General features: G+C 57.2%; 20 protein-coding genes. 11 read left to right on the top strand and 9 right to left on the bottom strand.

Annotation, left to right across the window (positions count from 1 at the left end):
- Positions 1–44: 44 nt before the first annotated feature.
- The 6 genes from B5E43_RS04800 to ylxM all read right to left on the bottom strand — a co-directional run bounded on the left by B5E43_RS04800 (position 45) and on the right by ylxM (position 4,181).
- Positions 45–1,205 (bottom strand): AI-2E family transporter, encoded by a 1,161-nt coding sequence (locus B5E43_RS04800; RefSeq protein ID WP_087394168.1) that lies wholly within the window; start codon positions 1,203–1,205, stop codon positions 45–47.
- Positions 1,206–1,267: 62 nt separating this feature from the next.
- A complete protein-coding gene (gene rimM / locus B5E43_RS04795; protein ID WP_087394166.1) occupies positions 1,268–1,765 on the bottom strand; it encodes a ribosome maturation factor RimM in 498 nt (165 codons plus the stop codon).
- A 101-nt stretch (positions 1,766–1,866) separates the two neighbouring features.
- Complete coding sequence (locus tag B5E43_RS04790; RefSeq protein ID WP_162614133.1) at positions 1,867–2,097, bottom strand: KH domain-containing protein; 231 nt, start codon at positions 2,095–2,097, stop codon at positions 1,867–1,869.
- 20 nt (positions 2,098–2,117) lie between these two features.
- Positions 2,118–2,357, bottom strand: a complete 240-nt coding sequence (rpsP, locus tag B5E43_RS04785; protein WP_087394162.1) for a 30S ribosomal protein S16 — start codon at positions 2,355–2,357, stop codon at positions 2,118–2,120.
- Positions 2,358–2,426: 69 nt separating this feature from the next.
- Positions 2,427–3,812, bottom strand: a complete 1,386-nt coding sequence (gene ffh, locus B5E43_RS04780) for a signal recognition particle protein (RefSeq protein ID WP_087394160.1) — start codon at positions 3,810–3,812, stop codon at positions 2,427–2,429.
- A gap of 3 nt (positions 3,813–3,815) precedes the next feature.
- On the bottom strand, positions 3,816–4,181 hold the full coding sequence (gene ylxM / locus B5E43_RS04775) for a YlxM family DNA-binding protein (RefSeq protein ID WP_087394158.1): 366 nt from the start codon (positions 4,179–4,181) through the stop codon (positions 3,816–3,818).
- A gap of 274 nt (positions 4,182–4,455) precedes the next feature.
- Between ylxM and B5E43_RS04770 the strand changes: the two genes are divergently transcribed.
- Genes B5E43_RS04770 through folD form a run of 4 tightly spaced genes read left to right on the top strand, consistent with a single transcriptional unit; the run spans position 4,456 to position 8,897 of the window.
- Positions 4,456–5,748 carry an insulinase family protein gene (locus B5E43_RS04770; protein ID WP_087394156.1) on the top strand — a complete coding sequence of 431 codons (1,293 nt, stop codon included), beginning with the start codon at positions 4,456–4,458 and terminating at the stop codon, positions 5,746–5,748.
- On the top strand, positions 5,741–7,021 hold the full coding sequence (locus B5E43_RS04765) for a pitrilysin family protein (protein ID WP_087394153.1): 1,281 nt from the start codon (positions 5,741–5,743) through the stop codon (positions 7,019–7,021). The genes B5E43_RS04770 and B5E43_RS04765 overlap by 8 nt, the downstream gene beginning before the upstream one ends.
- Positions 7,018–8,049, top strand: a complete 1,032-nt coding sequence (gene lgt, locus B5E43_RS04760) for a prolipoprotein diacylglyceryl transferase (RefSeq protein WP_087394151.1) — start codon at positions 7,018–7,020, stop codon at positions 8,047–8,049. Before B5E43_RS04765 ends, lgt begins: the two co-directional genes overlap by 4 nt.
- Positions 8,050–8,051: 2 nt before the next feature.
- Positions 8,052–8,897 carry a bifunctional methylenetetrahydrofolate dehydrogenase/methenyltetrahydrofolate cyclohydrolase FolD gene (gene folD / locus B5E43_RS04755; protein WP_087394149.1) on the top strand — a complete coding sequence of 282 codons (846 nt, stop codon included), beginning with the start codon at positions 8,052–8,054 and terminating at the stop codon, positions 8,895–8,897.
- 61 nt (positions 8,898–8,958) lie between these two features.
- Here the strand turns inward: folD and glyA are convergent, their stop codons facing one another.
- Positions 8,959–10,209, bottom strand: coding sequence for a serine hydroxymethyltransferase (gene glyA / locus B5E43_RS04750; protein ID WP_087394147.1), 1,251 nt, complete (start codon positions 10,207–10,209; stop codon positions 8,959–8,961).
- Between the two features lie 197 nt (positions 10,210–10,406).
- On the opposite strand from glyA, the gene nth reads away from it, so the two are divergent.
- Genes nth through B5E43_RS04715 form a run of 7 tightly spaced genes read left to right on the top strand, consistent with a single transcriptional unit; the run spans position 10,407 to position 18,012 of the window.
- Positions 10,407–11,096 carry an endonuclease III gene (nth, locus tag B5E43_RS04745; RefSeq protein ID WP_087394145.1) on the top strand — a complete coding sequence of 230 codons (690 nt, stop codon included), beginning with the start codon at positions 10,407–10,409 and terminating at the stop codon, positions 11,094–11,096.
- Positions 11,093–11,737, top strand: coding sequence for a DUF6198 family protein (locus B5E43_RS04740; RefSeq protein WP_242964712.1), 645 nt, complete (start codon positions 11,093–11,095; stop codon positions 11,735–11,737). The genes nth and B5E43_RS04740 overlap by 4 nt, the downstream gene beginning before the upstream one ends.
- 36 nt (positions 11,738–11,773) lie before the next feature.
- A complete protein-coding gene (locus B5E43_RS04735; protein ID WP_087394140.1) occupies positions 11,774–12,694 on the top strand; it encodes a PhzF family isomerase in 921 nt (306 codons plus the stop codon).
- Between the two features lie 37 nt (positions 12,695–12,731).
- Positions 12,732–14,000: a replication-associated recombination protein A gene (locus B5E43_RS04730; protein ID WP_087394138.1), complete on the top strand. Its 1,269-nt coding sequence runs from the start codon at positions 12,732–12,734 to the stop codon at positions 13,998–14,000.
- 26 nt (positions 14,001–14,026) lie between these two features.
- Positions 14,027–16,318: a DNA internalization-related competence protein ComEC/Rec2 gene (locus tag B5E43_RS04725; protein WP_087394136.1), complete on the top strand. Its 2,292-nt coding sequence runs from the start codon at positions 14,027–14,029 to the stop codon at positions 16,316–16,318.
- A gap of 44 nt (positions 16,319–16,362) precedes the next feature.
- A complete protein-coding gene (holA, locus tag B5E43_RS04720) occupies positions 16,363–17,403 on the top strand; it encodes a DNA polymerase III subunit delta (RefSeq protein WP_087394133.1) in 1,041 nt (346 codons plus the stop codon).
- 15 nt (positions 17,404–17,418) lie between these two features.
- Positions 17,419–18,012, top strand: coding sequence for a DUF4093 domain-containing protein (locus tag B5E43_RS04715; protein ID WP_087394130.1), 594 nt, complete (start codon positions 17,419–17,421; stop codon positions 18,010–18,012).
- Between the two features lie 35 nt (positions 18,013–18,047).
- On the opposite strand, the gene B5E43_RS04710 is transcribed toward B5E43_RS04715, so the two are convergent.
- Entirely contained in the window at positions 18,048–19,304 is a 1,257-nt protein-coding gene (locus tag B5E43_RS04710) for a DUF2812 domain-containing protein (RefSeq protein ID WP_087394128.1), read from the bottom strand.
- Positions 19,305–19,320: 16 nt separating this feature from the next.
- Positions 19,321–20,562: a DUF2812 domain-containing protein gene (locus tag B5E43_RS04705; RefSeq protein ID WP_087394126.1), complete on the bottom strand. Its 1,242-nt coding sequence runs from the start codon at positions 20,560–20,562 to the stop codon at positions 19,321–19,323.
- Positions 20,563–20,575 lie beyond the last annotated feature (13 nt).

Genomic DNA, 20,575 nt, shown 5'->3' with positions numbered 1-20,575 from the left:
GAATGAAAAACGTCGGACAGGTTTTCCTGTCCGACGTTTTTCATTTATTCCTGCGTATCGTCACAGGGAGGAGGTGAGTCTTCCTGTGGGGGCATTCGACGATATATATCGCCTCGGAGAACCTGATAAAAAGTAGCGGCCAGAGGAACAGCCAGCAACATACCGAAAATTCCCATCATTCCGCCTCCCACCGTAACTGCGGTCAGCACCCAGATTCCGGGAAGACCAATGGAGGAACCGACAACCTTTGGATAGATGAGGTTACCTTCCACCTGTTGTAGTACGCAGATAAACAGCAGAAACAGCAGAGCCTGGATCGGGGAGACGGTAAAAATCATAAAAGCGCCTACACCGGCTCCGATATATGCACCTGCGACCGGGATTAGGGCAGTAAATCCAATCAAAGTACCCACCATGGTGGCATAGGGGAAGCGGAACAAGAGCATACCGCCGATACACAGTAGGCCCAGGATAACGGCTTCTGTGCACTGCCCCACAATGAAGCGGTGGAAACAGGTGTTTAGGGTTTCCAGAAAATAAATCACTCTACGGTACCAGTTCGGTTTTAGATAGGTCTTCAAAACCAAGGCGCTCTGCCGAGACAGCCTCTCTTTTCCCAGCAAAAGGTAGATGGAGAAAATGAAACTAATGATGAGGGTAAATAAGGTAGAAAACAGGGAGGAGAACAGGGAAATCATAGAGCCCATAACCCCGCCCAGACCTTGGCTGAGCCATTTTACCGCAGCAGTAAGAGCCTCCTGCCAGTTTATATTGCCATCATAGAGTGCCACACCATAAGAGGTCAGCAGTTGGGAAAGGTCCAGATTTTGGTTGAGCAGCTTGGCAAGACGCTCGATCATGGGAGCTGCTTCTTGAACAAGCAGACCCACCGATTGAACCAGTTCGGGAAGAATCATCCGAATGATAAGGAAAACCAGAGCGACCAGGCTTGCATACGCCAACACCAAGCAAAGGGGGCGGCGAAGCCGGGCAATGGATCCGCGGCTATTGGGAAAACAGAACCGCTCATAGATACTCATTAAGATATTGACTGCATAAGCGATGATACAGCCCAAAATGAGAGGGAAGGCCGCGCCCAGTGCCAAAAGTAGGAGATGGGAGATCGTTCCCCAGTAATGAATGGCCAGATAGAGGAGGAATAAGGTAATGCCCAGGCGCAGCCAGAGCTTCCATTCTTGTTTCATAAGACCTCCACACGCCAAAATTGGCGTAAGCTCAGATTAAAAGTGACAGAACACAGGGGAGATTACAGTCCCTCCATCATGTTGACCCGCAAATAACCGCCCTCCACATTGGTTTGGGCAATAAACTGCGGGACAGCGGGGATCAGGATTTCCCTGGGACCGCCCCGAACCACATACACATTGTTGGCGGGGAGGGTAAGGATATCCTCCACCTTTCCCAAAACTTGGTCCGATTGGGCATCCCGGACCTCCAGGCCCATAATGTCTGCCAAGAAAAAGCTGCCCTCGGGCAGGTTGGCATCCTTGCGGTCAATATACAAAATCGCGTTGCGCATGGCCAGAGCACCCGGGACATCGGTGACGCCTTCCAGCTTCAGGATCACCATGTTCTTATGCACCCGGGCCCGCTCCACATGGATGGGCCAATGGGTTTTGTCCACATAGAGAGTTTTAAACTGGCACAGAAATTCCGGCGAGTCTGCCCAGGGCTGAACCCGCACCTCTCCCATAATGCCGTGGGTATTGGTAATCTTTCCCACTTCCAGGTATTGTTGGAGCATAAACGAACGACCTCCGTCTTAAAAATAGGGTAATATGGAAGGAACGAAAAAAGAGCGGCGGAGTAAAACAAAGGCGCAGGGAAGCATCCTGCGCCTTTGTTTTAGTCGACGATCTCCACAGAGACGCGTTTGCCCGACCGCTGGGCCACCGAGCGGATGAGGACACGGATCTCTTTGGCGATCCGGCCCTGGCGGCCAATCACCTTGCCCATATCCTCAGGGGCCACACGAAGCTCAAGAACGGTCTCGCCGTCGCCCTCTACCTCGGTGACGGACACTTGGTCCGGATGTTCCACCAGGTTTTGGGCGACGTAGGTCAGAAGCTCTTTCATTGCCTGCAAAACCTCCAGCCTTACAGCGCGCCGGCCTTTTTCAGCAGGTCACGGACGGTCTCAGTGGGCTGAGCGCCGGTCTTAATCCAGGCCTGAGCGCGGTCCACGTCCACCTTCAGCTCGGCGGGGTTGACGACGGGGTTGTAAATACCGATCTCCTCGATGAAACGGCCGTCACGGGGATAGCGGGAGTCGGCCACCACGATGCGATAGAAGGGAGCCTTCTTGGCGCCCATGCGGCGCAGTCTGATCTTAACCATTTATCTTCACCTCCAAATTGTTGTATCATTTATATGGAAAGCGCATATATGGCGCTTAACCAACGAGAATCAGAAGGGGAGTCCCGGCATACCGCCGCCCATTCCTGGGAACCCGCGGCCGCCTTTCTTGCCCATCATCTTTCTTAAATTGCGGGGTAGCTTACCGCCGGAGAACTGGCGAGTCATGGTCTGGAGCATTTCAAACTGTTTTAAAAGCCGGTTGACGTCTACCACCTGGGTGCCCGAGCCGGCAGCAATGCGCTTCTTTCGGCTGGAATTGAGCACATTGGGATTTTCTCGCTCGTAGGGAGTCATGGACAGAATAATGGCCTCCATACGCTGCAACAGCTTTTCGTCCATGGTGGCCCCCTCCAGGTCGGAGGCTTTGACCCCGGGGAGCATCCCGGCAATCTCCGTCAGAGAGCCCATGTTTTTCAGCTGAGCCATCTGCTCGTAGAAATCGGTGAGGGTAAACTTGTTTTTGCGCAGCTTTTCTTGTAGCTCCAGGGCCTTTTTCTGGTCAAAGGACTGCTCCGCCTTCTCAATGAGGGAGAGCACATCGCCCATGCCCAAAATTCGGCTGGCCATACGGTCGGGGTGGAAGACCTCGATTTGGTCCAGCTTTTCGCCCACACCCACAAATTTGATGGGCTTGCCGGTGACTGCCTTGATGGACAGGGCCGCGCCTCCTCGGGCGTCGCCGTCCAGCTTGGTGAGCACCACGCCGTCAATATCCAGCGCATCGTCAAAGGCCTTGGCAGCGTTCACCGCGTCCTGACCGATCATGGCGTCCACCACCAACAGGATCTCGGTAGGATCCACAGCGGCCTTGATGTTTTTCAGTTCGTCCATGAGGGCTTCGTCCACATGGAGCCGGCCGGCCGTGTCCAAAAAGACCATATCGTTGCCGTGCTGCTTGGCGTGCTCCACGGCGGCTTTGGCGATGTCCACCGGGTTAGCCTGTCCCATTTGGAACACAGGCAGACCTAATTGCTCGCCCACCACCTGCAGCTGCTGAATGGCGGCCGGGCGGTAAATATCACAGGCGGCCAGAAGAGGACGCTTGCCGTTTTGCTTCTTCATCAGCCCGGCCAGCTTGGCACAGTTCGTGGTTTTGCCGGCGCCCTGAAGACCCACCATCATCACAACAGTGGGGGGCTTGGAGGCGATGGTCAGCTTGGCGCTGGAACCGCCCATCAGCTCGGTCAGCTCCTGGTTGACGATCTTAATGATCATCTGGGCAGGGGAGAGGGCCTCCAGTACGTCGGTGCCCACCGCCTTCTCGGTGACTTGGGCAATAAACTGCTTGACCACCTTGTAGCTGACGTCGGCCTCCAGCAGAGCCAGGCGGATCTCCCGCATGGCCTCCTTTACATCAGCCTCAGACAGCCGTCCCTTGCCCCGCAGCTTTTTAAAGGCTGCAGACAGCTTTTCGGAAAGTCCTTCAAATGCCATGGGTTACTCCTTCAACAGGGTGTCGGCGGTGTCCCGAATCCGCTGGGACAGGGTCTCCAACTCGCCGTCGTCGTATTTCCCTGACAGCTCACACAGCCGCTGGGCGTCCTGCCAGACCTGCTCCAGCTGCTTGTGCATGGTGTGAAAACGCTTGATCAGGCCGGTTTTGTCTTCCAGCTCCGTGAGGATGGCCTCGGCCCGCACGATCACGTCCCGAACCCCCTGGCGGGTGATGCCGTAATTCTCCGCGATTTCCCCCAAGGACAGGTCCTCGTTGTAATACAGGTCGTAAAATTCCTTCTGGCGGTCGGTGAGCACATCGCCATAAAAATCAAAGAGCATCGTCATCCGATAAGCCTGACTTTTCAAAGAGACCGCCTCCTCAACACAAAATGTAAAGGAATTAAACTTTACGAATGGAAGGATAGCATATTTTTCCCTCTGTGTCAAGTCAAAATCCTTGACAAACAGATGGTTTCCTTTGGGTATATTGATACAAGGGGACGGGAACACTGGCGGAAAGGGGAGGAAACGGATACAACCTTTGCTTTTTTCCTCCGGCCGTGGTATGATATCCCCACCTACTTGGAGAATTATGGGGTAGTCCGTCAGGGACCCATCTCCGTGAGAAAGGAATACAACTATGTCACAAGTGACTCGCCGGGAGCTGTTCCCCGGAGTGTGGCTGCGCGCGGTCCACACCAACAAATTTAAAAGCGCGTATTTGTCCGTCACCCTGCTGACCCCCCTGGACCGTGAGACAGCGGGTGCCAACGCCCTGATCCCTGCCGTGCTGCGCCGGGGCACGGCCGTCCACCCGGATATGGAATCCCTGTCCGCGGCCTTGGATGAGCTGTATGGGGGAGCCATTGAGCCCTCGGTGCGGAAAAAGGGAGAGAGCCAGTGCATCGGTTTTGTGGCCAGCTTCCTGGATGACGCCTATACCCTGAACGGGGAACCGGTGCTGGAGCCGGCCGCTGCCCTGCTGGGAGAGCTGCTGCTCAATCCCTACACCCAGGATGGTGTTTTCTGCTCCGATTACACGGCAGGGGAGAAGGCTAATCTGCTGGACCGGATCCGGGGACAGATCAATGATAAGCGCACCTATGCCACCCACCGTCTGACCCAGCTTATGTGCGCTCAGGAGGCCTTTGGGGTGGATAAGCTGGGGGACGAAGCCCACGTGCAGGAGATTACACCCGCCTCTCTGTGGCAGCGCTACCAGCAGCTTCTGAATACCGCGGAGGTGGAGGTCTATTACTGCGGCAGCGCCCAGCCCAACCGGGTGGAGGAGGCACTGCGTGCGGCTCTATCCCGTCTGCCGGTGAATGAGGAGCGCCTCATGCCTGACTGCGACGTCCGACTGACGGCCGGGAAGGAACCCCAGCTGGTGGAGGAGGCCATGGACGTCACCCAGGGCAAGCTGGCCATGGGCTTCCGCACCGGCGGCATCACCTGCTGGGAGGAGGAGTATCCCGCCCTGGTGATGTGTAACGCCATCTTCGGCGGAACCACCCTGTCCAAGCTCTTTTTAAACGTGCGGGAGAAGCTCTCCCTGTGCTACTATGCCAGCTCCATGATGGAGAAGATGAAGGGCCTTGTTCTGGTGTCCTCTGGTATTGAATTTGATAAATATGACCAGGCCCGGGAGGAAATCCTGCAGCAGTTGGAAAACATCCGCCAGGGAAAGGTGGAGGATTGGGAGCTGGAAGGCGCCCGCCGCACCTTGGTGGGAGGACATCTGGCTACTCTGGATGACCAGATGCGCCAGGAGGAGTTCTGGCTGGGCCAGGCCGCCGCAGGACTGGATACCACCATTGAGGAACTGGCCGCCCAGTTTGAATCGGTCACTCTGGAGCAAGTGTCCCAGGCCGCCCGGAAGCTGGAGCTGGACACCATTTATTTCCTGAAAGGCAAGGAGGAAGCCCATGGATAAGCTGGAATTTGGCCGGGTAGGGGAAAAGATGTACCATGAGGTACTGGAGAACGGCCTGAATGTGTTTGTATTCCCCAAGCCGGAGTTTCAAAAGGGCTACGCCTTCTTTGCCACCAATTACGGCGGCATGGACATGCGCTTCTGCCTGGATGGGGAGTGGCACCAGACCCCGGCGGGGGTAGCCCACTTCCTGGAGCACAAGATGTTCGACACCAAGGAGGGCAATGCCCTCCAGGACCTGGCGGCCAACGGAGCCAGCCCCAACGCCTTTACCAGCTCCGCCATCACGGGCTATTACTTTGAGTCTACGGAGAAGTTTACCGAGAACCTGAAAATTCTTCTCTCCTTTGTCTCCATCCCCTGGTTCACCCAGGAGAGCGTGGATAAGGAGCAGGGGATCATCGGCCAGGAGATCGGCATGATCGAGGACAACCCCGACTGGAAGGTGTTCATGAACCTGCTGGGCGGCCTGTATAAGCATCACCCCATCCGGGTGAGTGTGGCGGGGAGCGTGGAGTCCATCTCCCACATCACGGCCGAAACCCTCTACGCCTGCCATAAAGCCTTCTATGACCCGGCCAACATGGTGCTGTGCGTGGCTGGCAATGTGGAGCCGGAGGCGGTGTGCGCCCTGGCCCGGGAGATTTTGCCCAAGACCCCCGGCCCCATCGCCCTGAAGGACTATGGAGAAAAGGAGGCCCCTCGGGCGGCCAAGAGCTTAATGGAGGATTTCATGGAGGTCTCCACTCCCATCTTCCAGCTGGGCTATAAGGGGGACGTTCCCCAGAAGGGGGAGGCGGGGCTGCGCCAGCAGCTGGTGGGCGAGCTGGCTCTGGAGGCTCTGCTGGGTAATTCCAGTCCCCTGTATGCCAAGCTCTACCGCCAGGGACTGATCAACCAGGGTTTCGCTTACGGCTATGAGAGCTACCCCGGTTGCGCCTTCCTGTGCGCCGGAGGGGAGTCTAAGGACCCGGTCGTGGTGCGGCAGGCAGTGGCCGATGAGGCGGCCCGGCTGGGCCGGGAGGGCATCGACGGCAAGCTGTGGGAGCGGCTGAAAAAGGGCCTGTACGGGGCAAAGGTGCGGGGCCTAAACTCCTTTGAAAATCTGTGTGTGGGACAGGCCCAGTCCTTCTTCCGGGGTGTGGACTACCTGCGCTTTGCCGAAGTGTTTTCCGCCATCACCAAGGAGGAGGCGGAGAGCCTCATTCAGGAGTGGGTGACAGAGGAGCGGGCCTGCCTGTCGGTGGTACGTCCCAAGGGGGAGCAGGCATGACACATGTGGTTTCCTTTCCCGGCTTGGGGTTGGAGTTTACCCTGAACCGGGTGGCGTTTACAGTGCTTGGCCGGCCCGTATATTGGTATGGGATCATCATTGCTTCCGGCCTTTTGCTTGCGGTGTTTCTGTGTTCCCGGTGGGGAAAGCGCTTTGGCATCACCGAGGACCAGATCATCGACATGATGCTCTTTGCGGTCCCCGCCGCCTTGGTGGCCATTCGGGTCTACTACGTGGTCTTTAATCTGGGCCTATACCAAAATCCGGATGGCTCCCTGGACTGGGCCGCCATCTTCCGGTACAGCGACGGTGGTCTGGCCATCTACGGAGCGATCATTTCCTCGGCCATTGTGCTTCTCATTTTCTGCCACGTGCGGAAGATCAGCTTCCTGGCTTTTGCCGATTTAGGGGTCCATGGGCTGTTCATCGGGCAACTCATCGGCCGCTGGGGCAACTTTATGAATGTGGAGGCCTACGGCGGCCCCACTGCCCTTCCCTGGCGGATGTGCAGCCCCTCCATCGCCGAGGACATGCTGGCTCAGGGTTATGTGGATCAGGTGGGCTATGAGTCCATCCTGTCCGGGACTCTGGGCGTACATCCCACCTTCTTCTATGAGTCGGCCTGGAACTTTATCGGTCTGCTCTTGGTCTATCGCCTGGGGAAGAAGCGGAAATTTGACGGACAGTGCTTTTTGTTCTACGTGTTCTGGTACGGCTTGGGCCGGGCCTGGATTGAGGGAATGCGGACTGACAGCTTGTACCTGTTTGTAGGCAGTTCCATCCGGGTGTCCCAACTGGTGGCGGCAGTCTCAGCCCTTGTGGCGGGCGCAGTACTGCTGTGGATGTGGAAGCGAGCCAAGACCCAGCCTGCCCAACTCTATGTGAACAAGATTGCAACCCAGCCAGCTCAAAGCCAGTCGTCTGAGGAGGATACCCCCTCCGTCCCGGAGGAATCCAACCCTCAGACTGAGGAGAATCAGCCCAGCCCTGGGCAGGAAGACGGTCAAGAGGAGACAAAGGAGGAATAACCATGCCTGCTGTGGTAATGGATGGAAAGGCCCTGGCGGCCAAGGTAAAGGAACAGGTGCGTTCCCAGGTGGAGCCTATGAGCCAAAAGCCCGGCCTGGCGGTGATCCTGGTGGGAGACAACCCAGCCTCCCGGGTCTATGTAAACGGGAAGAAGAAGGACTGCGGCGAGTGCGGCATCTACAGCGAGGAGTACGCCCTCCCCGAAGAGACCACCCAGGAGGAGCTGCTGGAGCTGATTGGAGCGCTCAACGACCGGGCGGATGTGGACGGCATTTTGGTGCAGCTGCCCTTGCCAAAGCACCTCAACGAAAAAGAGGTTCTGCTGGCCATCCGGCCGGACAAGGACGTGGACTGCTTCCACCCCTTCAATGTGGGGCAGCTGATGATCGGGGAAGAGGGCTTTCAGCCCTGCACCCCGGCCGGTGTAATGCGGATGCTAGAGGAGTACGGAATTGACCCGGCAGGCAAGCACTGTGTAATCGTAGGTCGGTCCAATATCGTAGGGAAGCCTCAGGCCATGCTCATGGTGAAGAAAAACGCTACCGTGACCATCTGTCATACCAAGACTCGGGATTTGAAGGCGGAATGCCTGCGGGCGGATATTTTGGTGGCCGCTGCCGGGCGGGTAGGTCTGATCACCGGAGATATGATTCGGGAGGGGGCCGTAGTGGTGGACGTGGCCATGAACCGTAACGACCAGGGCAAGCTGTGCGGAGACGTGGTCTACAGCCAGGCGGTTGAGAAAGCCTCTTACATCACCCCGGTGCCCGGAGGTGTGGGCCCAATGACCCGGGCCATGCTTATGGAGAACACCCTGTACGCCGCCCGCTGTCACGGGAAAGTTTAATCTTAGACATAAAAAGCCGTGGACCGTTCATACGGTCCACGGCTTTTCTTTGTTTAAACGTTTAATCCTGATACAGGGGGAAACGGCCGGTGAGCTCCTTGACCTGGGCGCGGAGGGACTCAACATTATTCTGGAAGTCGTCCTTGGCAGCGGCACAGATGAGCTTGCCCACCACTTCCATCTCGGCCTCCTTAAAGCCGCGGGCGGTGACAGCAGGGGTGCCCACCCGGATGCCGGAGGTGACAAAGGGCTTCTCCGGGTCGTTGGGTATGGCGTTTTTGTTGACGGTGATGAACACCTCGTCCAGCCGATGCTCCATCTCCTTGCCGGTGAGGTGGGCGGGACGCAGGTCCACCAGCATCAGGTGGTTATCCGTGCCGCCGGACACCAGGTCCAAACCGCCCTCCAGGATGGACTTGGACAGAACCTGGGCATTTTTCACGATCTGGGCCTGATACTCCTTGAACTCTGGCCGCAGCGCCTCTCCGAAGGCCACCGCCTTGGCGGCGATGATGTGCTCCAGGGGACCGCCCTGGGAGCCGGGGAAGATGGCGGAGTTTAGCTTTTTGGCGATGTCAGGGTCATTGCACAGCAGCATGCCGCCCCGGGGCCCACGCAGAGTCTTGTGTGTGGTGGTGGACACCACATCGGCACAGGAGACGGGGGAGGGATGGAGCCCGGCAGCCACCAGACCGGCGATGTGGGCCATATCTACGAACAGGTAGGCACCTACCTCATGGGCGATGTCGGCAAAGGTCTGGAAATCGATGATTCGGGGATAGGCGGAGGCGCCGGCCAGAATCATACGGGGCTTGTGCTTCTTGGCCAGGTCCCGGACCTGGTCGTAGTCAATGTAGCCCTGCTCATTGACGCCATAGGCCACCATGTTATAGTTTTTTCCGGAAAAGTTCACAGGGGAGCCGTGGGTCAAATGGCCGCCATTGTCCAGGCTCATGCCCATGACAGTGTCGCCGTGCTGGCACAGGGCCTGGTAGACGGCAAAGTTGGCCTGAGCGCCGGAGTGGGGCTGTACGTTGGCAAAGTTAGCGCCAAAGAGCTTTTTGGCCCGTTCCATGGCGATGTTTTCCACCACGTCCACGCATTGGCAGCCGCCGTAATAGCGCTTGCCGGGATAGCCTTCTGCGTACTTGTTGGTCAGTACAGTGCCGGCAGCGGCCAGCACGGCGGAAGAGACAATGTTCTCCGAGGCGATCAGCTCGATATTCTGCTGCTGGCGGTCATATTCCGCCCGTACGGCCTGACCGACCTCGGGGTCGCAGGACGTGAGGAAATCCATCATTTCGTTCACCATTGGATTGAAGCTCCTTCCCAGTTGATGTATGGTTGGGGACCTGCCGGAGCAGGACCTGGACTTTATTATAGCAAAGAAGCGGGAAAAAACAATGGCGGGGAAGAAAAAAAGCCGTCGAAATTTTCTATGAAGTGTGATATGATATCATCTGCAGGGTTATACGCTGCACACTATATATATTGGGAAGGGAGAGAGAGATGAAGAAATCAAAGGACGATGTTGTGGCGATTGTAGATGCCCTCAAGGCGCTGTATCCAGATGGAATCTGTTCTCTGGAATATAAAAAGGACTATGAACTGCTGTTTTCCGTGCGTCTGGCTGCCCAGTGTACCGACGAACGGGTGAATAAGGTCACCCCCGCGCTGTATGCCCGGTTTCCAACGTTACAGGCCTTGGCGGAGGCTGATGTGTCGGAGGTAGAGTCCTACATCCATTCCACCGGCTTTTTCCGGGCGAAGGCAAAGGATATTGTTCTGGCCTCGCAGATACTGATTCGGGACTATGGGGGCAAGGTGCCCGATACCATGGAGGACCTGCTGAAGCTGCCCGGAGTGGGGCGGAAGACGGCCAATCTGATCCTGGGGGATGTGTACCACACCCCTGGCGTAGTGGTGGCGGACACCCATTGCATCCGCATCTCCGGACTGCTGGGCCTGACGGACGGTACCAAGGACCCGGGGAAGGTGGAGCAGCAGCTGCGTCAGATCCTGCCGCCGGAGGAGTCCAACGACTTCTGTCACCGGCTGGTTTTACATGGACGGGCTGTGTGTATTGCCCGGCGTCCCCAGTGCCAGCAGTGCGTGCTGCGGCCCTGGTGTGATTATTTTACTAAAAATGGGGGAGAATCCCCGGCAAAAAAACCAAAAGAAAAGAAGGCGTCTACTTGAAACGGTTCCATCGCGCTTGGATTTATGGATTAGGGATGCTGGTGCTGGCCCTTGGCCTGACGTTGAATACAAAGACCGGACTGGGCGTATCCCCCATCCTGTCTGTGGCCTATAGCAGTTCTCAAATTTGGGGGTTTAATTTTGGAGATACCACGTTTATTCTCTACTGTGTGTTTGTAGCGGGAGAGCTGATCATCCGGGGCAAGGACCGGCAGTGGTACGATCTGCTCCAGCTTCATTTGAGCCTGGTGTTCAGCCGGGTCTTAAATTTCTTTGATCGTTGGATCGGCTACGATCCATCTGTGCACTCCCTGGGCTCCAATCTCGGAATGCTGGTGCTGGCTATTATAGTGACAGGGTTAGGGGTGTCCATGACGGTCAATATGAGATTGATTCCCAATCCCGGAGACGGGATTGTCCAAGCCTTGGCGGACCGGATGGGGCGGGACCAGGGCTTTGCAAAAAACATATTTGATATTGGCTGTGTTCTGGCCACGATTGTGCTGTGTCTGGCGACCAAAGGCTCTCTGATTGGAATTGGAATTGGAACTATTGGTGCCATGATCGGCGTAGGCCGGGCTATTGCTGTGGTCAACTACTTTTTTAAAAACCGGATGTGCCTGGCGGCCGGCATGGCCTGACAGACCAACTTTAGCAGAAATTAGGGGAGAATGGATATGAAGCGTACCATCCGTGTTTATCAGGTAGACGCATTTACCCGAGAGAAGTTGACTGGAAATCCGGCTGGAGTGGTGATGGATGCCCGAGGGCTGTCAGAGGTCCAAATGCAGAAAATCGCCCGGGAACTGAATAACTCTGAGACAGCCTTCCTATTCCCCGGGAAACCGGGGGAGTATGATGTGCACATCCGCTTCTTTACTCCTACCCGGGAGGTGCCCATCTGCGGTCACGGGACGGTTGCGTCCCACTATGTGCGTGCCCTGGAACTGGGCCTGGAACGGGCCAAAGTGGTTCAATTGTCCGGAGCTGGCCGCTTTTCTGTGGATGTGGAGAAGCAGAACGGCGAGTATCAGGTCATCATGGCCCAGGGCCAGGCGGAATTTGGAGCCCCGCTGACGGAGGAACAGCGTTCCAAGCTGTGCCGGGCGTTGGGCCTGGCCGCAGACGATCTGCGGGAAGACTGTCCCCTCTGCGGGGCGTCTACCGGAGCGGCTAAGGTGATGGTGGGGATTCGGGAGCTGTCCAAGCTCCATGCCCTGACTCCTAACATGGAGGCGTTAAAGGAACTGAGCCGGGAAATCGGGATCAACGGTTACCATGTATTCACCCTTCATCCCGGGGAGGAGCCTCTGGTCCACGCCCGCATGTTTGCCCCCGCCAACGGGAACAATGAGGACCCGGTGACCGGCACAGCCAACGGCCCGCTGGGAGCCTACCTGGTCCGCTTCGGCCTGCTGCCTGGAGAAGGTTTCCAGGTCCAGTTCACCGTTGTGCAAGGGGAGGCCATGGGCCGGCCGGGTTCGATGGTGGTCCGAGTGGCGTTGGAGCATGGGGCGCCCAAAGAGATTCAGATCATTGGACAGGCGGTGATTGCCTTCCAGACTGAGTTAGAGATGGAGTGCGAAGAGGACGGGTAACCGGTCTGTTGTCTCAAGAAAAAGGAGTTGATCCTACATGGCATACCGCCCCTTGGCGGATGAAATTCGTCCCCAGACCCTGGACGAGGTGGTGGGGCAGAAGCACATATTGGGAAAGGACGGCCTGCTGCGCCGAATCATTGAGGGAGGCAGCGTGCCCAACCTGATCTTTTACGGCCCATCGGGAACTGGGAAGACCACGGTGGCCAACCTGATCGCCCAGCGCACCCGCAGGCCCCTCCATCGGCTCAATGCTACCACCGCCTCCATCTCGGATATCAAGGACATCATGGGGGAGATCGGTACGCTGATGGCGCCGGAAGGGGTGCTGCTGTACCTGGACGAGATTCAGTATTTTAATAAAAAGCAGCAGCAGTCTCTGCTGGAATTTATGGAGGACGGGCGGATCACCCTCATCGCCTCCACCACGGAGAACCCCTTTTTCGCTGTGTTCGGAGCGGTACTCTCCCGGTCTACCGTGTTTGAGTTTAAGCAAATCACCGCGGAAGATGCCCTCCCGGCTGTGGACCGGGGAATCCATCGGATGGAAGAGCGGCTGGGTGCCAAAGCGGAATGTGAGCCCGGAGTACAGGAGCACATCGCCTGGGCCTGTGGCGGTGATATCCGTAAGGCGATGAACGCCATTGAGCTGCTCCTTACAGCGGCAAAGAGGGAGCAAGGAAAACTCCTTGTCACCCTGGAAGATGCCAAAACGGTGGCGCAGAAGTCCGCCATGCGCTATGACCGGGAGGGAGACGCCCATTTTGATATTGCATCAGCCTTCATGAAGTCCATGCGGGGGTCCGACCCCGACGCGGCCCTGCACTATCTGGCCCGGCTATTAGAGGCAGGGGACCTGATTACCCCCATCCGGCGCATCCTGTGTTCGGCCAGCGAGGATGTGGGAATGGCCTACCCGATGGCGGTCCCCATTGTAAAGGCCTGTGTAGACAATGCCCTCCAGCTGGGGCTGCCCGAGGCGCAGCTGCCGCTGGGACAGGCAGTGGTGCTGCTGGCCACCGCCCCCAAATCCAATACCTCCTGCATGGCAATTCACCAGGCCATGGCGGACGTTCGGGCTGGCAAAGTGGGGGACATCCCACGGCATCTACAAAATGTCCATGCTGACTCCTCCGGTCTGGAACGGGAACAGGGGTACTTGTATCCCCACAATTTCCCGGGGCGCTGGGTAGATCAGCAATATCTGCCGGACGAGCTGAAGGACGTACACTATTATTATTACGGGGAAAACAAAACGGAGCAGGCCGCTAAGCGGTATTGGGAAGAGATCAAAAAACGGTCCTGAGGGCTGGGAAGAAGGAGGAGGCAGGGGTGCGAAAGCTGGCGATTTTTGCCTGTGCCTGCTCTGCCGCTGTGTGGGCAGCAAATTTTCTGCTCTCTCAGCGGATACTACTCCCTTTGGGTATCCTTTGCCTGTTGGCTGCCATTCTGGTCCAGTTCATTCCAAACCGCTGTCGACGGCTATGGATGCGTCTCATTTTGTGCGGTGGGGCGCTGGGATTTCTGTGGACGGCAGTCTATATCCAAATTGTGCTGGTGCCCGCCCGCGCCTTGGATGGGCAGACGGTTCATCTGAGCGCAGTAGTGGCGGAATGGCCCCAGGAGACCGATTACGGCTATTCCGTTTTGGTGGAGACAGAAGTTTCACCTCTGGTTTCCGTCTCTACGCTGCTATATGTAGATGAGCAGGGAGCCGGCTTGCGGCCAGGGGACGAGATCTCCACCATCACTTACTGTACCTTGGCAGACCGCACCCTTGCCGGGGAAGCAATCACCTACTACACCGCCAAAGGAATTTTTCTCCGCGGCGAGACCTATGGGGAACTGAATATCAACCGGCCGGACCATATTCCGGTCCGCTATTGGGCGGCGGTCTTTTCCAAGGCTTTGAAGTCAGGGGTGGATACGGTTTTCCCAGAAGATATAGCCCCGATGATCCGGGCGCTGGTGACAGGGAACCGGGAAAATCTGACCGACTCCTTTACCACCTCTCTTCAACGGACCGGACTGTCCCACACGGTGGCGGTGTCCGGGATGCACCTGGCCTTTCTGGCGGGGATGGCAGTCCAGCTGTTTGGACGCAGCCGGAGAAGCGCGGGAGCGGTGTGTCTGCTGGTGCTGTTGTTCTGCGGAGTGGCGGGAAATACTCCCTCTGTAATTCGGGCAGCGGTGATGGTGTGGATGCTCCAACTGGCCCCATTGGTGGACCGGGAACGGGACAGCTTTACATCTTTGGCGTTGGCTCTGCTGTTGTTGCTGCTCCATAACCCCTTCGCCGCGGCTAATATCGGTCTTCAGCTCTCCTTTGGGGCAGTGGCCGGAATTTTGTTGGTCTCTGATCCAATCCAAGTGCGGCTGATGGCCCTGTTCCGCCTGGATCATCGGCCAAAAGAGAAGTGGAAATACTGGGTGATCCAGGTGCCGCGGTTCTTGGTGTCCACCTTTGCCTCCACTATGGGGGCTTCGGTACTGACCATCCCTCTGGTGGCCATCCATTTTCGCTCCGTATCCCTCATTTCACCCCTGGCTAACCTGCTGACTTTGTGGGCGGTGGCAATTTTATTTGGCGTGGGTCTCCTTCTTGGAACTCTGGGGATCTTACTGCCTGGGGTATCTGCTGTACTGGCGATTCCCTTTACGTCTCTTGCTCGGTATTTGGACTGGGTGGTGGAGCTTTTGGGGCGCCTGCCTATGGCAGCCATTCCGCTGGATTCCTTCTATTACCAGGCGTGGGTGGTCTATTTGTGCCTGCTGATCGGATGTGGGCTGCTGCTGAACAAGGAGGGTCGGTGGATCATCCCGGCCTGTGGAGGTACCGTCGCTCTGTGCACCGCCATGCTGTTCACCCTGGTTGCCTTCCGGTCCGGCGCGATGACAGCGGCGGTGTTAGATGTTGGCCAGGGCCAGAGCGTGCTGCTGCGCACGGGAGATTATCTGGCCTTAGTGGACTGCGGTGGAGACAGCATGGATAACGCCGGAGATATTGCCGCGGACTATATTCAGGCAGCAGGGCGTAGCTCGCTGGACTTTTTGATTCTGACTCATTACCATGAAGACCATGCCAACGGTGTGTCCCAGCTGCTGCAGCGGATGCAAGTATCCCAGTTGATTTTACCCGATGTGGAGGAGGAGTCCCCTTTACGCCAGGAGATCATAACACTGGCACGGGAGAAAGGGGTTCCCATCACATTTCTTCGGGAGGACACCCGGTTTCATTGGGGAACATCTGGAGAGCTGACCCTTTTGGCCCCGTTAGGACAGGGGACGGACACCAACGAGCTGGGTTTGACGGTGTTGGCCAGCGCGGGAAATTTTGATGTGCTTATCACCGGCGATATGGGCGGAGAAGTGGAGCACTTGCTTCTGGAACATACAGAGCTGCCGGACTTGGAACTGTTGGTTGCCGGTCACCACGGCTCAGCCACTTCCACCACCCAGGAGCTGCTCCAGGCAGTGACACCTGACATGACAGCCATTTCCGTGGGAGAACATAACCTCTATGGCCACCCAGCCCAGGAAACTCTGGAACGGCTGGCCCAGTCCGGGACAGAGATTTACCGTACCGATTTACAGGGGACCATTCTGGTCCAGGCCAAGGGATAGAGGGGTTCCTGCATTCCATTGTGAACCAATAAGGAGGAGACATTATGCCGCCAAAGGGAAAACCGGACAACGGGGGCTATCTGACGTTAAAGAAGGATTTAAGCGACAAAGGTACACCGGGACGGCTGTATCTGATGCATGGGGAGGAGACTTACCTGCGGGACTATTACCTGGGTAAGCTGCGGGAGCGGCTGTTATCCGGGGGGATGGGAGAGTTCAATCTCCATGAGATCGGAGCAAAGGACATGTCCCCCCACGCCCTGGAGGAGGCAGTGGACTGCCTGCCTATGATGGCGGAGCGGACGCTGGTCCAAGTGACGGACTACGACCTGTTCAAGGCGGGGGAGAAGGACCGGGAGGAGTATATCCGCATCCTGTCCCAGCTGCCCGACTATGTGTGTGTGGTCTTCCTCTACGACCTGATTCCATACAAGGGAGACGCCCGGACCAAGTTGGCCGGGGCGCTGAAGCAGTATGGGACCGTGGTCAACTTCGTCCGCCAAGACCAGGGGGACCTGGTGGACTGGGTCCGCCGCCGGTTTCGGGCCCTAGGCAAGGAAATCGACTCGCGATTGGCCCTGGAGCTGATCTTTTTGTGCGGTGATTTGATGACAAACCTCATTGGCGAGATCGAGAAGATCGGCGCCTATTCCAAGCAACCTCATATTACCAGAGCTGATATCGAGGCGGTAGCCACTCCCCAGCTGGACGCGGTGGTTTTTCGCATGACTGACGCGGTGGGAGAGCGGAATTTTGATCAGGCCATGGCGGTGCTGGGGGAGCTGTACCAGATGCAGGAGCCGCCCATCAAGATCATGTGGTCCCTGGGACGGCAGATTCGTCAGCTCTACTCCGCCCGGCTGTGTCTGGAGCAGGGGAAGGGCGCCTCCTATCTGGCGGAGCTGTGGGGCCTAAAACCCTATCCAGCGGAAAAACTGATGAAGAGCGCCCGGCGCTTTTCGCTCAACTGGTGCCGGAAGGGTGTTGTTCGCTGTGGCCAGACCGATTTGGCTATGAAATCCACCGGGCAGGACGGCCAGGAGCTGCTTACCACGCTACTCCTGGAGCTGTCCACCCCGACGTGAGGAGGATAGGCAGCTATGGTTTCCATTCGAGAGGCCATCGTGGTGGAGGGCCGCTACGATAAGAATACCCTCTCCCAAGTGGTAGATACCCTCATTTTAGAGACAGCGGGTTTTGGCATCTTTAAAAATCCGGAGCAGATGGCGCTCTTGCGCCGGGCCGCCCAGCGTCGGGGACTCATTGTCCTCACCGACTCCGATGGGGCGGGCTTTGTGATTCGTAACCGCATTAAAGGCGCTCTGCCCAAGAATCAGGTGAAGCACGCCTACATCCCCGACGTCTACGGCAAGGAGAAGCGGAAGAAGCAGGCAGGCAAGGAGGGCAAGCTGGGGGTGGAGGGCATGCCGCCCCAGGTGCTGCTGAATGTCCTGCGCCGGGCGGGAGCCACTTTTCTGGGGGAGAAGTCCGGGGAGGAGGAGACACTTCCGCCTCTGACCAAAGCGGACCTGATGGCGGCGGGACTGGCCGGGGGCGGAGAGAGCGTCCGAAAGCGGCTGGAGCTGCTCAAGAAGCTGGAACTCCCCGAGCACATGAGCGCCAACGCCCTGCTGGCCGTGTTAAATGGATGCTACAGCCGGGCAGAGGCCAGGAGCATTTTGAAGTTGACATAAAAAAGCTGTGACCCACGGGTCACAGCTTTTTTCTATTACAGCACCATAGCGGCCAGCTGGTCCAAATGGTTCGCCAGCTTCTCTACACCGGCGTAACAGAATACGGCCACATTTCCTCCACGTCCCAGAGCGGCCATCTGCCAGGGATCGTCTGTGGTGGCCAGAATGACGAAATCCAGTCCCGGGTAATCCACTTCCTCATAGGACCACTCCAGATTGACCAGTCGGTAGGAATCCATCTGGGCCCTGGCTATGGTCCGTGCCAGAGCGGGGATGAGCAGGCGGAAGCGGGTCATATCCAGGTCAGGGGAGTAGCGGTATTTCCCATCCTCTGGGTCGGGAGAAAAGGCGTTGGTCTGGGTCCCCGCTTGGGGGCTGTATGCCTCCTGGGTGACAGAGTACCAGGTGGGGGCCAGGAAGGAGAACTGGACGTCGGCATAGGTTTCCGGCTCGTCGCGGAAAGGGGGATCGTCAAAGAGCTCCTCCCAATAGAGAACGGGTTCCTGTTCCAGCTCCTGGATGGCAACATAGGGCCGGTGGAAGCTGGAGAGGGGAATCTCTTTCCAGGGGTTGAGGGAGTCGAACCGTCCGACGACCACAAAGAGGACCAGTGGGACGATCAGTGCCACTTGGAGTTTATTCTCCCACACGATCCATTTGCTGGGCACCGGGGAAGGAGGTGGGGGCAGCCCTTCCATCAGGGCGGCGTAAGTGCGGCGGAGGGTGCGGGAATCCCGAAACTCGATACGGACCATAAAGGCAGCACAAAGGAGGAATAACAGCAGGATCGGATTAAATAGATTCAGTAAAAGGAGGGGCAGGCGGACAAAACGGTCTGGTTGGACATCATATTTACTCTCAAAGAAAAAGAGAGCCCAGATCAAAGCGGCGGCCACCAGAGAATAGACAATGATTTTTCGCCGCAGGTAAGAGGTTTGAGCCTTTTTCAGAGGTTCCAGGGACAGTCCACGGCTTTGGCAGTCGCTGAACAGCTCCGGAGCACTGGGGTCCGTGGTGTAGAAAAGGTAATAAGCCCGTCCAATGGAGAGGACGTATTCCCAGCCGGCCTGGCGGTAGAGCTCCATTTGTTCCTCTGAGGGCTGGTCCGCATCTTTGCCCTTGCCGATAACATCCAAGCGAAACCGGTATTCCCGCTTGGCAGTAGGTTGGAAGGTGGCCCAGGAGCCCAAATGAACCGGGAACAACCCCTCCTGGGCCTGCTTCTCCAGCCACTGCTCCATGCCGGGGATATCATAGAGGGAGACGGGGATGAATTTGCGGATTTTTTTCATAGAAACCGCTCCTTTCTCACGGAACTGAGTGGGACAGCTGCTGGGCCAAAAACTCCAAAGGCTCCTGGCGGTTCTGACTGAGGGAGGTGGACAGGACGATCACCTGGTTACCCATCTGGCCCACATAGACGCAGCGGGGAGCCTCCTCGTCGTCAAACTGGTAGAGAATCTCGGTGAGGCGGTGGAAGGCGGGGTGCTCCACCTCACGGGACTCCAGGAAAATAAGGACAGACTGGTGAAGCACATTGAGGTCATTGATGTCAGGGTAGATGCCGAAGTCCTCCAGCCGCTCCTGAACAGCTCCCCGGTATACCATCTCCGCCAGGGTGGGAGAGAGGGTACGGATGTAGCGCAAGGTGATGAAACCGGTCTGCCGGGTGCCGTCGGCGAGGACGGCGGTCCCTTTTTGATAAATATGATATTGCTTCGGAGCCAGCCAGGAATGCTGGAAGGAGCCGTTATCTGCCTCCAGTTGGAGACCTTGGGCGGGTGAGAGCACATCGGCCAGGGTTATGTGGGGGAAATCCCAATCCTCTGGGCCTTCCAGCTGCTGGAAATCGTAGCGGCCAGAAACAGACTGAACCAACCAGAATACAATGAAGGAGACCAGAACTAGGGACAGGAAGAAACCGGCAGGTTCCTGGTAGCGCCGCTTCCCAGCTTTTGGAATCATGCCTTGGGCCAGCTGGCTTTTTAAGCGGCGGAATAAAACAAACCGCCGGATTGGCAAAAGGATTTCGAGCCCGATCAGAGCCAAAAGAACCAGAGTAAAAGGAAGTAATAGATCTGCTCCCAGAATGATGTTCATAGGGATAACGGCGGGCTCAGTAAACAGCTGATAAATCCCGTCACGGAGCAAAAAAGCGATCCAAAGAGGGACTAGGATCAGAGCGAGGCGCTGCCGCTTCACCAGCTTTTTCAGGGTCAGAGCCAGACTTTCTGGGTCGGTATACAGTTCCGGGGCTTGAGGATCGTCACAGCGGTAGACGGTGTAAAGCTGGTGGATTTGGGTGACATAACGCCACCCCATCTGGGCGTAGAGCTCGTTGCGCTCCTTCCAGTTTCCCTTATCGTCCATCGGTTCCAGACGGTAGCGGGCGCCTGGTGCGGTTGGGTCCTTCTCAAAGGGGATCCGGCCGATATCGGAGAAGCCGGGCCAGTCCACCAAGGCGTATCCATTCGCCGCCTGCTCGTTGAGCCAATCTTCCAGGCCCTGAAAATCCCACATAGAACAGGGAAGCCACTTTTTTACCGTCATAGCGTATGCCTCC

It is taken from the genome of Flavonifractor sp. An100 (genome assembly GCF_002161175.1).
GTDB lineage: Bacteria > Bacillota > Clostridia > Oscillospirales > Oscillospiraceae > Lawsonibacter.
The sequence above is the reverse complement of the archived record's forward strand: the minus strand, read 5'-3'. Positions and strand labels throughout refer to the sequence as shown.